Genomic DNA, 12799 nt, shown 5'->3' on the forward strand with positions numbered 1-12799 from the left:
GCCAAAAGTTCGGGCGTTTGTCTGCCTGGTCCTTCGAGGCAAGCACCCTGGGAATGTCGCGCGAATGCAATTTCCGATCGTTCGGGAAGCTCGCCAGCCTCAGCCGCGAAGCAGGCGACAAATCCGTCCACAGCCGCCGCGACGATCAATCTTCAGCGTATCGTCTTACTTCAGGACTGCTGCCGGAGACTGCCGCGCAGGCGATTAAAGCGACTTTAACGGCGGGGACCTGGCTTGGCGTCGGTCACGTTTCGATTGCTTAAACTCATAAAATTTGAGCTTTGGTCTTCCCCGCTTGTTAGAGCTCCGTTCCGATTCCATTGGAACGGAAATAGCTCCGGTGCCGGCGAGGAGGACACGATTTCGGAATATTAGAAGAATATTCCTGAGTTGCCCGACGTGTCAAGTTGCCTCGTCGAACGCCGGCAGCCACCAGCTACTTTGCATGGGGTTGTTTTCGATATTTTGGCAGCGCGCCTGCTGCGGGGTGGCCGCCGTCGACGCGGCCCGCAACGCGGGGCAGGAGCACCGGCCTACGTCCGCCCCACCGTACACTCGATCTGTCCATGAGGCTCGTCGGTGGGCAGGAAGACGTCGTTGTTGTTGTCCAGCCCGAAGGCAGAGAGATTGATCGGGATGAAGTGCATGTTTGGGCAGGCCATGCTGATCTCGGATATCTCAGGGACCGCGGCAAGCGCCGCCTCGCCCATGCGGTAAAGACTGTCCTGCACGCTCCTGCTGTAGGTCGTCGAGAAGACCCTTAGCATGGTGTCAAGGATCTTCGCGTTCGTCGCCGGATAGCTTTCGGGCTTTGCAGACCATGTCCACGACGCGACCATGCTGGTCGCGCAGATGCGATCCGCGGTCTCCGGGATCGTGGTGTAGCGATCCTTGACATAGTTCTCCCAGCCCGACTGGGTCGACTTCAGAAATGCGAATCCATCGACGCCCGAACTCAGCGTCGAGGAGCCATCACGCGTCATCGTGGCCTCGACCGTCGGGCGGCCGTTGCCATCGAGCACGAAACTGTGCGGGTGTGGCTTGCCGTCAAAACTCAGGCGGGTCCATTTGGTCTCGTGCGAGGTGATCGCGACGGATGAAACCTGCTGATAGGTGTCGAGATATTTTCTCGCCAACACCTGGCAGAACTCCTCGGCGCACAGACCGGTGTTTTCGCGCGCGACCACATTGACGATGTTCTTGATGGTGTCGGTCGAGACCGTCATGATATTGTCGGCGTCGGTGTAGGTGCGGGCGAAGTCGCCTTCGACCATCGCCTTGATGTTGAGCTGGCTGACCTCCTGCCGTTCCCCGTCGCGGTGAATCCGCATCACGCGCACGCGGCCCTTGCCATATCGGTTCTTGATCAGCGGCACGTCAAAGCCTCCAGCTATGGCCCCGGGGCTGGCATGGACCGCCGCCCGTCGTGGCCAGTATTGAGCAACGTTTGTGCCATCGGCAAGCTCGCGCCACCCACCGCGTCATGGATAGACCAGGTTCGATCACCGGGAGTGACACCCACGGTATGGCCTCGCTGCCGGAATCTTCACCATCCCTGCCGCACCTTTCAGCAGTCATCAACCGCTTGCGATTCCGTACCTAGCTTCCGCGATAGGTCGCGTAACTCCATGGCGTCACGAGGAGCGGTACATGCAAATGGCCTTCGGGTTCGCTGACTGAAAAGCGCAACGGTATCTTGTCCAGGAACGGCGGATCGGACAAGGGCACGCCACGCTTGGCGAAGTAATCGCCCACCTCGAACAGCAACTCGTACTGTCCTGCGGGAACGGGACGTCCACCGATCAAGGGGTGATCGGTGCGTCCGTCGGCGTTCGTCGCGGTACGCGTCACCGTGCGGCTCGCGCCCTGTTCGGCGAGTTCGATCAGTTCGACCGTAACCCCCGCCGCGGGCTTGCCGCTGTGAGTATCCAGCACATGGGTTGAAAGACGCCCATGCACGGCAAGCCTGTCGTCCGCCGCCACCGTCTGGTCGAGCCTCAGCGCCGCGATGCGGCAGATCTCCTCCACGGAGTTTTGCATCTCGACAGCGGCGTCGTTCGGCAGTCGGCGCGCGAAGTCACGCAGGATGGAATCCTTGGTGTGGCGGCGCACGCAGACGATGTAGGGGAAGCCGAACTTGGCGCGATAGGCACTATTGACGCGTTGAAACGCGTCGTACTCCGCCTCGGACAGCCGATCGAGCCCCACGGTGTTTTGCTCGGCATTGGACTCGCTGGTGAGGCCCGCCGCACACTGCGTCTTGTCGGCGAGATCGGGATGCGCCTTGATCAATGCCAATCGCAGTTCAGCCGGCGCGCGCTCGACGGCCGCTTTCATCGCCATGAACAATTGAGTGATGCCGGCATACGGCCGCTTCATCGAAACTTGCTCCGCAACCCAGGGCGAATGTTCGAAGACGTTGGCGAGAGCCGCGACAAAATCTTCTCGGCTGGCGTTGTTGAGATCGGGCAATGTCGTCATGGGTCGTCCGATTGTCCATTCGATGGATGACACTTCGACCTGGAGTGCGTTGGGCTGTCGTCGAAGGTGATACGCGCCGCTGTAGCGTGCCGGTCCTCCTGCTACCGCCGATCGTAGGACAAACCGAACAATCCGGTCCGCTGCGTTTCCGGCTCGGGCGGCGGCGCGGCTTGCTTGGCCTCGGCCGCCGGCGCGGCGGCCGGTGGCGGCGGCACATCCTCGCATTTCATCGAATAGACCAGCTCGCCTTTCGCAGTCCGGCCGATCGGGGCGCAAATGTCTGCTGGTACGGCCGCAGCTTTCGGAACGGCTTTGGGCGCCGGCCGCGTCTCGGCCGCCGCCGGCGAAGCGGCCAACAGCATGACTAACAAGATTTTCGTCTTCATCGGCTGTGTGTTCTCGGATGGTGCGTGCGATTGGAGTCTGCCAACGATAGACCCTGCCAAAAGTTTAGTCGCGCCCAATTATTTTGCGCACCACTTCGTGATCGCCGCCGGGCTAAGCAACGCTGTTGCAAGCACTATTTGCGGAAAACCAGGCCGAGCGATTCCTCCGGCCGGGAGCCCAAGGGAGAACCCAATGAAGAAAAACACTCGCGTTGTTTTCGCCGTTACAGCCGGTCTGCTGCTCGGATCGACCTTGCAAAGCGCCATGGCCTCGGAGCGCCATCGCAAGCCACAGGTTGCACCGGTTCAGCAATCGCAGTCCCGTCCGACCGACGCCTATGCGGCCTGGCAGCAGCCCAGGGTAAACAGCCCCGTTTCCTCTTATTACGCCGGCGGCTATTCGGCTCCGGCCGGACACTAGGCTCATTCCAGACTCTGGCGCGCCAAGACAACTTCGGCCTGATGCCTGCCCGTCCGGCCGAAGTCGCGTCCGCAACGGTTCGCTGCGCGAGCCGATCATCACCATCGCTTCACCGTCAAACATGGCTACTCTGCTTCGAGGTGGTACCACCGGAGCTTCTCACGTGTGATGCAGCGAATGGCGCGATCGGCGAGCCATTTTTTTGCAGTGCCGTACTGGACGACATGAACCGAGAAGCCGCCGCTGGGGTCTCCGAGCACCCCGACCTCCTCGACGGCTTCGCACCCAGGCCAGAGCCGGATCTCCCGAAGGCACTCCTGCACGAGCGCGGTCCGAACAACACCCGCCGTGTATCTCACAGAACCACTCCAAGTCCCGGGCGCATCGATCGGTCTATGCTCTGAGCGTCGCAGGCAGCGCGCGGCCGATCTTGTCGATGAATTGCCAGACCTGCTTCCGTCGAAGCAACGCAGGCTCTCCAGGCCTCGACGGCGGAAGTTCGCCTCGGTTCAAGCGACCCTCTCCCTCGGCTGCTCCTTTTCGTTGTGCTCACTCAGCAGCTCGAGCAGGCGCTTTCGCATGATCATTCCGGGCCGATCGGAAGGCATGTGCATTTCGAGCTTCCGGCTCATGTCGACGATCGCGTCAGGGTCGGTCGATTCGAGCATCTCGCGATCTTCTGCGATGATGGCGGCGTCCCAATCGATCAGTTCCTGGGTGGAGCAATCGGCTTCGGTATCGTTGCGGAACAGCAGCTGCACGACCTGGATCTGGCCATCGGAGATCGGCGTCGCGCAATTGAAGATGATGTGACGAATGCCGGACGGATACTCCATGTCGAGGCGGCGGCAGAACGGCATGAACCATTTGTTGCGCTGATGACGCTTCGTGGTTGGATCGGTTGTTCCGCTGATCCGGAAAGCGTTCGGCGGATTGCGGATGGTGATGATCGTCTCGGCGTCGAAGCCATCCTCGGTTTCGGTGATCTCGTACTTCTCGGGCTTTGGCTGATTGATGTCGCCGAACGTCCCCTTGTGCACAAATGCGAAATGGGCATTGTCGAACGAGTTTTCCATCAGGCGGAGCGCCGCCGTGTCCCACTTTTGATAAAACTGATGGATGCGGCGGTAGCCCGCCTCGTTCTCTTCGGCAATGTCGGGAATGCCGCGCAGCGGCTCATCCAGAGCGACCCAGACATAACCATACCGTGCGCTGGCCCGGAACGAGCGCGCCCTGGCGTCGGGAATCGGCTGCTCGAAGGGAAACTGCGGGACCATGACCAGCTTGCCGCCGCGGTCGTACTCCCAACCGTGATAGCCACAGACGATATTCCCGTTGTTGCACCAGCCTTTCGACAGCTTGGCGGTGCGATGGCAGCAGCGATCCTCGAGCGCGGCCGGCTCGCCATTGGCATCCAGGAACAGCACGATCGGCTCCCCGAGCAGGGTGAAGGGCTGCGGGCCCTCCCTGAGATGGTCGACGGGCATCGTTGCGTACCAGAAGCGGCGCAACACGGGTTGCTTGGTAGCGAGCATCATTTCCTCCGCGGTTCAGGCAGCCAGACGCGAGACAACGCGGGCCGCATCGAATTTCAGCTTCTGCATGTCGAGGCCGGGAATCGCGCCGTCCTCGACGACCGGGCGACCACCGACCAGCAAATGGCGAACGTGCGCCGAACCTGCGCACGTCACCGGCGCGATCATGGGATCGTGCATGCCGAAGTGGCGTGGCTGGTCCAGGCTGAAGATGGCGATATCGGCCTGCTGGCCCGGCGCCAGCGTACCGATCCGCGGCAGGCCCAGCACGCGCGCACCTCCCGCCGTGGCCCAATGCACCACGTCTTCCGCGGTCACCGCGTCGGCTCCCTTCACGGCGCGATGTGTGTGCCAGCAACTATGCATCTCGCTGATCATGTCGGCCGCCTCGTTGGAGGCTGCACCATCCACGCCGAGCGACACCGCGCCGCCCAGCCGGGCCATCGCGTCCGCCGGCGCGACACCGGAGCCGAGGCGGCAATTGGATTGCGGACAATGCGCCATGCCGGTGCCGGAGCGGGCCAGGATCGCCACCTCCTCCGGATCGAGATGTACGAGGTGCGCGAACCAGACGTCCTCGCCGAGCCAGTCGTGCTCCGCGAGCCAGTGGACCGGCCGTTTGCCATGAACCGACAAACAGAAGTCGACATAATCCGACGTCTCCGAAAGATGGCTGTGCAGCCGCAGCTTCATTCGCCGCGCGGCGGCGATCACCTCGCGCAACTCGCCCGGATCCAGCGACCAGGTGGGCGTGGTCGGCGCCAGCGCGACCTGGGTCAGGCTGTCCGGCGACGGATCGTGGAAGCGCTGCGCACAGGCCTCGACCGATTGCAGCATCCGGTCCAGCGTTTCGACCGGCATCGGCACGAACTGGTCGGTGTCGAAATGGCGGCTGACGGTGGCGCCCCCGCGGCAGAACACGAGGCGGACGCCGAGGCTGCGGGCAACATCGAAAATCACCTGCGCCGGATCGAAGCGAAACGTGTCGCTAAACAGATAGTGGTGATCGGCGACCGTGGTGGTGCCCGACAGAAGCAGTTCGGCGAGCGCAATCCGCGCGGCAACCGCCAACGCCTCCTCGTCGATGGCCGACCAGAAGCGGTAGGGCACCGAACGCAGCCAGCCTGCGAGCGGAAGATTGATGCCTTCGCGGACACCTTTCAGCACGCTCTGGAACATGTGGTGATGGGTCGATACGAGACCCGGATAGATCACGCAGTCCTTTGCGTCGAGCGTGCGCTCGCCTGGCTCCGGCTGCAGCATGCCGATTGCGACGATCACACCATTGCGAATCCGGATCGCACCCGTCGTTCGCATCGCATCGCCCGACAGGCCCGTGAAGATCCCGGCGGCATTCTCGATCAGCATTGATGTCATGTCTCGGCCCGGATCTCGCTTTCATGCCAGTTTGACAACGCAAACCGCGAAAGCGCCGCCATGACGCTGAACAGCACGACGCCGGTCAACGTGATCAGGAACAGCGCCGCGAACATGCGGGGAATATCGAGCGTGAAACCGGCATCGAGGATCTCATAGGCGAGGCCCGACGACCGCCCTCCCGTGCCCGCCACGAACTCCGCGACCACTGCGCCGATCAGCGCGAGGCCGCTCGAGATGCGCAGCCCGCCGAAAAAGTACGGCAACGCGCCGGGGATGCGAAGCTTGATCAAGGTCTTCAAGCGGCTCGCCCGGTTCATCCGAAAGTAATTGGCAAGGCCTGGATCGACACTGCGCAGACCCAACGTGGTGTTCGAGATGATCGGGAATAGCGCGACCAGGGTTGCGCAGATCGTCAGCGACAGCTGGGTGTTCTTCACGAGGATGATGATCAGCGGCGCAATCGCGACCACCGGCGTCACCTGCAGCAGCACCGCATAGGGAAACAGGCTGACCTCGATCGCCCGGCTCTGCACAAACATGAATGCGATCAGGGTGCCGAGCACGGTCGCCGCGATGAAGGCCTGCAGCGTCACCCGCAAGGTCACCAGCAGGGCACGCAGCAGCGACGGCCCGTGCTGCACAAGACTTATGAAGATATCACTCGGCTTGGGAAACAGGTACACGGGAACGGAGGCCAGGCGGAAACTGGCCTCCCACAGGGTGAACAGCACGATCCCGACGGCGACCGGAGCCGCGACCCGGACGAAGGCGTCCGATTGCAGGAGCGGCTTCATGCTTCGCCCCCGCCCGACCGCGGCAGCGAAGCTTCAGCGAGCCAGGTCGAGAGCTCCCGGCAATAGGCGGCGAACTTCGGGCTGTCGCGAAACCCGACTTCGCGCGGCTGCGGCTCGTCGATCGTCATGGTGCGGAAGATGCGGCCGGGACCGGCAGCCATGACGATGATCCGGGTCGAGAGGAACACAGCCTCATAGATCGAATGGGTGACGAACACCGTCGTAAGCTTGCGTTCCCACCACAGCCGAACGAGATCGTCGTCCAATCTGTTGCGCGTGAACTCGTCGAGCGCGCCGAACGGCTCGTCCATCAGGAGGAGGTTGGGCTGCGTCACCAGCGCCCTGGCGATCGATACCCGCATCCTCATGCCGCCCGACAGCTGCCGCGGGTAGTGTTGACTGAACGCCGATAAGCCGACACGCGCGATCGCATCCTCGACCAGCGGGGCCGCCTTCACCCTGGGCATGTCGGCAAGCTCCAGAGGCAGTCGGACATTGGCCTCGACACGCGCCCAGGGCATCAGCGTCGGCTCCTGGAACACGAAGGCGAGCCGCCTCCCCTGCTGCCCGACCTGGCGATGGTCGCCGCGCCACCACAACAGCCGACCGTCGGTTGGCTCGATCAAATTGGCGATCAGCTTGAGCAACGTACTCTTGCCGCAGCCGGAGGGGCCGATCAGCGTCAGAAATTCGCCGTCCGCGATCGTGAGATCGATCGGTGCAAGGCCCCGCGTGCCGTTCGGAAACAGCTTCTCCGCCGAGAGCACCTCGACGACGGGCGGGCGGCCTTCGGAGGTCGTCATCGGCTCGGTGTCGTCGTCGAACGTGTAGGGCGGCGGCAGAACGTTCATGGACGCTCCTATTTCACGCCAATCCTGAGATCCTTGACGAAACGGTCGTCAAACGACTTTTGCCACGCGGTCTTGGGATCGAGCAGTTCGCCGGCCACCAGGAAGTCGTAGACTTGCTTGTACCGCTCGGCGGTGATGATGCCGATGCCAAGCTTCGCTGCGTCGCCGCCGTCGACCGCTTTGCTCTCCTTGAGCTTCTCGATCGCAAATGCGATCTGCCCGTCGGTCATCTTGGGATTGTCGGCCTTGATCAGGCCGTTCGCCGGAGCAGGATTCTGCAGATAGTCGCGCCAACCTTCGAGCGACGCCTTGACGAAGCGAGCCACCACATCCGGCTTCTCGGCGACCATTTTCTCAGTCGTCACGATTGTCGAGCCATAGGGTGGATACCCGCCGTCAGCCAGCAGGAAGAACTTCACCTTCTCCTTTTGCTCCTGCGCCTGATATGGCTCGGATGACGGGTAGGCCTGCTGTGCCATGGTCTTGTCAGCGAAGAACGGCTGCAGGTTGAACGTGTAGGGCCGGATCTGGTCGTCGCTGTAACCGTACTTGGCCTTGAGCCACGGCCAGAACGTCACCCGCGAGGATCCCGCGATCAAGACCGGCCTGCCCTTCAGCGCGGCCAGGTCCGGCACGTCATCATGGGTCATGATCCCCTGCAGGTCGAACTGGAACGACGATGCGACAGTCACGAGCGGCAGGTTCTGCTCGCGTCCTTTCATCACCTGGATGTCGTAACCCATGATGAAGTCCGCATCGCCTGCGAGCAGGAGCTGCGTGCCGTTGACCTGGGGACCACCCATCTTGATGGTCACGTCGAGACCGGCCTTGTCATAGAGACCTGTCGCCTTGGCCTGGTAGAATCCGCCATGCTCGGCCTGCGCGAACCAGCTGGTGAGGAAGGTGACCTTGTCGGCGGCCAGGGCGGGTGCGAACGACATCGCAAACATGGCGGCCCCCACCAGGGCGGAGGCAATCGTTCGGGAGGCAATCGTCATGGCCATCGTGGCTACCTTTGATCGTCCGGTGAATGCCGGCTGCGGATGACGTCAATACTGTCTGGACGGGAATGTGCTCGCGCACGGACCGCATCCTCGATGAACTCAGGATGCACGCGACGACTGTCGCCCGAAAGCATTTTGATTCGAGCGATCCGTTGCCTTTCCGGCAACGCCGATTTTTTGAGCAAGCGGCACCAAATGGCGGCGCCGATCAGCCAAATTTCGGCATGCCGGGCATCGGCGTCTTGGCCTAAGCTCGCAGCAGCAATGACAACTTTTGAGCCTGTGGCGATGAGCTTGCGCGCGCTTTCCCCTCCTGCAATTCGTCCCCCGTTCGCACGATACAGCCACGGCATCGTCGTGCCGGCCGGACACCGCCTGGTGTTCACGTCCGGGCAGCTCGGCATCGCTGGCGACGAGACAATCCCTGCGGACAGCGAGGCGCAGTCCGATCTCTGTTTTGCGAACATCGCAGCGATCCTCGCCGAAGATCGGATGACACTGGCGGACATCGTCCGGCTCAACGCCTATGTGACGGCCCGCGAGCACATGCAGGGCTACATGCGGTCGCGTGACCGGCAATTTCCCGGGACGCCGCCGTCCTCGACCCTGATGATCGTGTCCGGCTTCAGCCGGCCGGAATTCCTGGTCGAGATCGAAGCGGTCGCGGCCGCGCCGGACCCGAGCTAGAGAGCTTCCGCGCGGAGTGCATCTCGTTTCGCGGAGAAAGCGCGTCTTCGGACGGAACAGGCTCTAGAACCGGCGCATTTCGTGCCTGACCTTGGCCAGAAAGTGCGCGCGCTTGGCCGGCGTGGCAACGTTCATGTGATAGAGCGCGTGATAGCGCGTCGTCGCCTTTGCCCCGGTGAACCACGGCAGATATCGCTTGATGAGCTTGCGCGGCGGATCGGCCATCGCAATCGCCTGCCAGCGCGGGCGGCCGTAGGTCGCAATGCCGGAGATGCGGCGAATGTGATGCAGCATCGGCCGCGCCCGCGCGGGATCGGACAGATCGAGCGCGATGCCGGGACCAAACATGCGATCGAACCAGCCCTTGAGCATGGCCGGTGGCCCGAACGACCAGGTCGGAAACTGTACGACGATCGCGTCGGCCGCCATCAGGCGATCGGCGTAGGCCTGATTGTTGTGCCGGTTGCGCACGGGATCATGGTAGTCGCGCCGACGTTCGGCCGTCAGGATCGGATCAAAGCCCTCCGCATAGAGATCGAGCAGATCAACGGCGTGGCCGGCTTCGGCAAGCCCGGCCAGCGCTTCCCCACGGATCGCGGCGTGGAAGCTGTCGGCAAGCGGATGGCAGTAGACATAGAGGACGCGCATGTCACGGCCCGGCAGCAACGAAACTCCGCATCTTGCCGGGATTAAGCAGATTGTGCGGATCGACCTCGCGCTTGAACCCCAGTTGATTGGCGTCAGCGCGCTTGTAGCGGCTGCCATCCTCGACCGTGTAGACGTGCGGATTGGCGATGAAAACACCGCGCTCCTCATGCATCCGGATGATCTCGTTCAGCCGTTCAGCGCCGCGGTAGCGCACGACCGGCAAGCCGCTGCAGGTGACCCGGCCGCCAAAGCGGATGAACTCGAGATGTTGCAGCACCTCATCGGGAAACAGCGCCCTCATCTCGGCAACTTTCTCCATCAGGGCATCATGCGGATAGAGACATTGCAGATAGGTGACGGTGCGATCGGACTTCAGGACCTGCAGCGTGGTGTGATTCCAGGTGTATTCGTAGAGCGGCACCCGGCCCGGGCTGTCATCGGTCGGGGTCTCCAGCGTGATGGTCCCGCGACGACCGAGCAACGATTTAAAGCTTTCGAGCGACGGCTCGGCGATCATCGCGATCAGGATGCTCTGACCCTCGGCCACGCATGGTCTCAACGCACCGAAGTAGGAGGGAAGCGGCCAGCTGACCGGCGACAGCACCTTCTTCGTGATGCCATCGGCAAGAGCTGCCTCGTAGCCGACCGCCACCGCATCCAGGAAGTCACCGAAGCAGACGACGACGTCGATCCAGCGCCAGGCCGGAGCCAGCGGCATTTCCAGTGCTGTGATGATCCCGGTGGTGCCATAGGCGCGGTTGATCTTTTGTGCCGCCTCGCCGCGCAATTCGATGATCCGGGGCGTTTCCTCGACGGTGACGACCCGGGCCGCCTGGATATTGCCCGGTTCGCGCAATCCGCCATACGTCACGGATCCGATGCCGCCGGAGCCGCCGGCAACGAAGCCACCGATCGTCGCCGTGCGCTTGGTGGACGGATGCATGCGCAGTTCCCAGCCCGTCGGCTGCAGGTCGGCGTCGATGGCATTGAGCTTGGCGCCCGCGCCAACTCGTATCGCTCCGGGCGCCGTCCATTCAATGGCTGACAACGCCATGATATCCAGCAGCACCCCGCCCTGGAGCGGCACGGCCTGACCATAGTTTCCCGTACCGCCGGCGCGGACTGTCAGCGGCACGCGATGGCGCGCGCAGGCCGCGGCGAGCCGAAGGACGTCGCGTTCGTCCCGCGGGACGACGATCAGGTCCGCTGATTTATCATTCAGCAGATCATTCAGGATGGGGCTGTACCAGAAGAAGTCACGCGAACGGCGCCGCACCACCTTGTGGTCGCTGATCACCGTCATGTCGCCGAGATCGGCGACCAGCCTGTCCAGTGCGCCGGCTGAAACTTCGCTCACGATGTCTCGCCCCGGCTGCATTGCACCTGGCTGAGCTCGGACAGGACCTCGTCCGACCTGACGACAAAGCCAAAGCACTGGCGAACGTTGTAGAGCGTGGCGGCAAGGCAATAATCCGGCGACGTCGTGGCCGTGCAATCCTGCAGCAGCAGGCAATCGTAGCCGCGGAAATTGGCGTCCTGCAGCGTGCACAACACACACTGGTCGGCGTTGACGCCGGCAAACATCAGCGTCGTGACGCCGAGATTGCGCAGAATGCTGTCGAGCTCGGTATCCTGGAAACCCGACATCCGGTATTTTGCGACCTCGATATCGGAGGAGCTGACGGCGAGCTCCTCGACGACGGCCGCAGACCAGCTGCCACGCTCCAGCACTCTCGCCCCGGAGCGCGGCAGCGCGTCGCCGAGCCCGACGCCGGCGCCGCTCGGCTTGTAGACATGCAGCAGTGCCGGGCTGAGATTGAGCCGGTCGGGCCGGTTACCCCAGTTGACCCAGATCACCGGCAGCCGGCAATCGCGCAGCACCGGCAGCAGACGCCGTAACGGTTCGATCGGTGCACGCGCCGGCGCAATGTCGACCCCGATATGGGCCAGCCATCCGTCCGGATGGCAGAAATCATTCTGCATATCGACGATGATGATGGCGCTGCGCGCAAGGTCGATCGAAATCACCTTGCCGTCGGTCCGGAGCGTAACCGGGCGCGGCGCGGCCGGCTGTCGTACCAAATCGGCGCGGCTGTCCGACACCAGCCAGCGGTTGCGCTCGCTCGAGCCCAACGGCGTCAGCGGTTCGGCGGCCGGGTCATGGCGGGGAGCGACGTTCATGCCTGGTGCCCCTGCAGCACGCGAAGATCCTCCGCATCGAGCTCGACCGGCTCGCCGCCACGGATCAGCTCCGCAAATCCTTCGTTCGGCGTCATCACCGTGAGCGTGTAGAGCTTGCCGGCCCCGGTATTCTCGATCACGTGCTCGGAGCCTGGATGCAGCAGCAGCGAATCGCCCTTCCGGATCGGCACCGTCCTGCCGTCGCAGCTGGCAAGTCCTTCGCCGTGCAGGACGTGGAAGAACTCATGCGCGATGGCGTGCTCGTTCGGCGGCGTGGCCCCGCCGGGCCGGAAAATCTCGATGACGAAGATGTTGTCTATTCGATCGGTCGTATGATCGAACAAGATTGCGAAATAGTTCGTGTCGTTCGGCGAGATGCGAAAGGCCTTGGCCTTGGCAAGTTGCGCGATACCGAATGCCATGCGTCGGCT

At 62.9% G+C, this 12799-nt stretch carries 15 protein-coding genes; 2 read left to right on the forward strand and 13 right to left on the reverse strand.

Annotated features, from left to right (window positions below; genetic code table 11):
* Window positions 1-533 precede the first annotated feature (533 nt).
* From pucL to ACOIX3_RS40390, 3 genes are all read right to left on the reverse strand, one after another.
* Window positions 534-1376, reverse strand: a complete 843-nt coding sequence (gene pucL, locus ACOIX3_RS40380) for a factor-independent urate hydroxylase (RefSeq protein WP_420967551.1) — start codon at window positions 1374-1376, stop codon at window positions 534-536.
* Window positions 1377-1599: 223 nt separating this feature from the next.
* Window positions 1600-2481, reverse strand: a complete 882-nt coding sequence (gene uraD / locus ACOIX3_RS40385; RefSeq protein WP_420967552.1) for a 2-oxo-4-hydroxy-4-carboxy-5-ureidoimidazoline decarboxylase — start codon at window positions 2479-2481, stop codon at window positions 1600-1602.
* Window positions 2482-2582: 101 nt separating this feature from the next.
* Entirely contained in the window at window positions 2583-2867 is a 285-nt protein-coding gene (locus tag ACOIX3_RS40390; RefSeq protein ID WP_420967553.1) for a hypothetical protein, read from the reverse strand.
* Window positions 2868-3060: 193 nt separating this feature from the next.
* Here ACOIX3_RS40390 and ACOIX3_RS40395 point away from each other — a divergent pair, with 193 nt between their 5' ends.
* Window positions 3061-3288 (forward strand): hypothetical protein, encoded by a 228-nt coding sequence (locus ACOIX3_RS40395; RefSeq protein ID WP_420967554.1) that lies wholly within the window; start codon window positions 3061-3063, stop codon window positions 3286-3288.
* A 509-nt stretch (window positions 3289-3797) separates the two neighbouring features.
* Here the strand turns inward: ACOIX3_RS40395 and ACOIX3_RS40400 are convergent.
* The 6 genes from ACOIX3_RS40400 to ACOIX3_RS40425 are packed head-to-tail and all read right to left on the reverse strand — an operon-like array spanning window position 3798 to window position 9205.
* The gene (locus ACOIX3_RS40400) at window positions 3798-4823 is read right to left on the reverse strand and encodes a Rieske 2Fe-2S domain-containing protein (RefSeq protein WP_420967555.1); all 1026 of its coding nucleotides are present in this window, start codon (window positions 4821-4823) and stop codon (window positions 3798-3800) included.
* Between the two features lie 15 nt (window positions 4824-4838).
* Complete coding sequence (locus ACOIX3_RS40405) at window positions 4839-6200, reverse strand: amidohydrolase family protein (protein WP_420967557.1); 1362 nt, start codon at window positions 6198-6200, stop codon at window positions 4839-4841.
* A complete protein-coding gene (locus ACOIX3_RS40410; protein WP_420967558.1) occupies window positions 6197-6997 on the reverse strand; it encodes an ABC transporter permease in 801 nt (266 codons plus the stop codon). The genes ACOIX3_RS40405 and ACOIX3_RS40410 overlap by 4 nt, the downstream gene beginning before the upstream one ends.
* A complete protein-coding gene (locus ACOIX3_RS40415; RefSeq protein WP_244549983.1) occupies window positions 6994-7800 on the reverse strand; it encodes an ABC transporter ATP-binding protein in 807 nt (268 codons plus the stop codon). The genes ACOIX3_RS40410 and ACOIX3_RS40415 overlap by 4 nt, the downstream gene beginning before the upstream one ends.
* Before the next feature lie 56 nt (window positions 7801-7856).
* Entirely contained in the window at window positions 7857-8852 is a 996-nt protein-coding gene (locus ACOIX3_RS40420) for an ABC transporter substrate-binding protein (protein WP_420967559.1), read from the reverse strand.
* Window positions 8853-8857: 5 nt separating this feature from the next.
* Window positions 8858-9205: a hypothetical protein gene (locus ACOIX3_RS40425; protein WP_420971982.1), complete on the reverse strand. Its 348-nt coding sequence runs from the start codon at window positions 9203-9205 to the stop codon at window positions 8858-8860.
* Between ACOIX3_RS40425 and ACOIX3_RS40430 the strand changes: the two genes are divergently transcribed.
* On the forward strand, window positions 9141-9539 hold the full coding sequence (locus ACOIX3_RS40430) for a RidA family protein (RefSeq protein WP_420967560.1): 399 nt from the start codon (window positions 9141-9143) through the stop codon (window positions 9537-9539). The two genes, ACOIX3_RS40425 and ACOIX3_RS40430, sit on opposite strands and share 65 nt — an antisense overlap.
* Before the next feature lie 63 nt (window positions 9540-9602).
* Here ACOIX3_RS40430 and ACOIX3_RS40435 read toward each other — a convergent pair whose 3' ends face one another.
* Genes ACOIX3_RS40435 through ACOIX3_RS40450 form a run of 4 tightly spaced genes read right to left on the reverse strand, consistent with a single transcriptional unit; the run spans window position 9603 to window position 12790 of the window.
* Complete coding sequence (locus ACOIX3_RS40435) at window positions 9603-10187, reverse strand: NAD(P)H-dependent oxidoreductase (protein ID WP_420967561.1); 585 nt, start codon at window positions 10185-10187, stop codon at window positions 9603-9605.
* A 1-nt stretch (window position 10188) separates the two neighbouring features.
* Window positions 10189-11547 (reverse strand): FAD-binding oxidoreductase, encoded by a 1359-nt coding sequence (locus ACOIX3_RS40440; RefSeq protein WP_420971919.1) that lies wholly within the window; start codon window positions 11545-11547, stop codon window positions 10189-10191.
* Window positions 11541-12368: a cysteine hydrolase family protein gene (locus ACOIX3_RS40445; RefSeq protein WP_420967562.1), complete on the reverse strand. Its 828-nt coding sequence runs from the start codon at window positions 12366-12368 to the stop codon at window positions 11541-11543. The genes ACOIX3_RS40440 and ACOIX3_RS40445 overlap by 7 nt, the downstream gene beginning before the upstream one ends.
* A complete protein-coding gene (locus ACOIX3_RS40450) occupies window positions 12365-12790 on the reverse strand; it encodes a cupin domain-containing protein (RefSeq protein ID WP_420967563.1) in 426 nt (141 codons plus the stop codon). Before ACOIX3_RS40450 ends, ACOIX3_RS40445 begins: the two co-directional genes overlap by 4 nt.
* Window positions 12791-12799 lie beyond the last annotated feature (9 nt).

The organism is Bradyrhizobium sp. B120 (assembly GCF_049075665.1).
GTDB lineage: Bacteria > Pseudomonadota > Alphaproteobacteria > Rhizobiales > Xanthobacteraceae > Bradyrhizobium.

Bases quoted from the DNA above. Each gene is read 5' to 3' on its own strand.
- uraD (WP_420967552.1), bottom strand. From the start codon at position 2,481: ATGACGACATTGCCCGATCTCAACAACGCCAGCCGAGAAGATTTTGTC.
- ACOIX3_RS40390 (WP_420967553.1), bottom strand. From the start codon at position 2,867: ATGAAGACGAAAATCTTGTTAGTCATGCTGTTGGCCGCTTCGCCGGCG.
- ACOIX3_RS40395 (WP_420967554.1), top strand. From the start codon at position 3,061: ATGAAGAAAAACACTCGCGTTGTTTTCGCCGTTACAGCCGGTCTGCTG.
- ACOIX3_RS40400 (WP_420967555.1), bottom strand. From the start codon at position 4,823: ATGCTCGCTACCAAGCAACCCGTGTTGCGCCGCTTCTGGTACGCAACG.
- ACOIX3_RS40405 (WP_420967557.1), bottom strand. From the start codon at position 6,200: ATGACATCAATGCTGATCGAGAATGCCGCCGGGATCTTCACGGGCCTG.
- ACOIX3_RS40410 (WP_420967558.1), bottom strand. From the start codon at position 6,997: ATGAAGCCGCTCCTGCAATCGGACGCCTTCGTCCGGGTCGCGGCTCCG.
- ACOIX3_RS40415 (WP_244549983.1), bottom strand. From the start codon at position 7,800: ATGACGACCTCCGAAGGCCGCCCGCCCGTCGTCGAGGTGCTCTCGGCG.
- ACOIX3_RS40420 (WP_420967559.1), bottom strand. From the start codon at position 8,852: ATGGCCATGACGATTGCCTCCCGAACGATTGCCTCCGCCCTGGTGGGG.
- ACOIX3_RS40430 (WP_420967560.1), top strand. From the start codon at position 9,141: ATGAGCTTGCGCGCGCTTTCCCCTCCTGCAATTCGTCCCCCGTTCGCA.
- ACOIX3_RS40425 (WP_420971982.1), bottom strand. From the start codon at position 9,205: ATGCCGTGGCTGTATCGTGCGAACGGGGGACGAATTGCAGGAGGGGAA.
- ACOIX3_RS40435 (WP_420967561.1), bottom strand. From the start codon at position 10,187: ATGCGCGTCCTCTATGTCTACTGCCATCCGCTTGCCGACAGCTTCCAC.
- ACOIX3_RS40445 (WP_420967562.1), bottom strand. From the start codon at position 12,368: ATGAACGTCGCTCCCCGCCATGACCCGGCCGCCGAACCGCTGACGCCG.
- ACOIX3_RS40450 (WP_420967563.1), bottom strand. From the start codon at position 12,790: ATGGCATTCGGTATCGCGCAACTTGCCAAGGCCAAGGCCTTTCGCATC.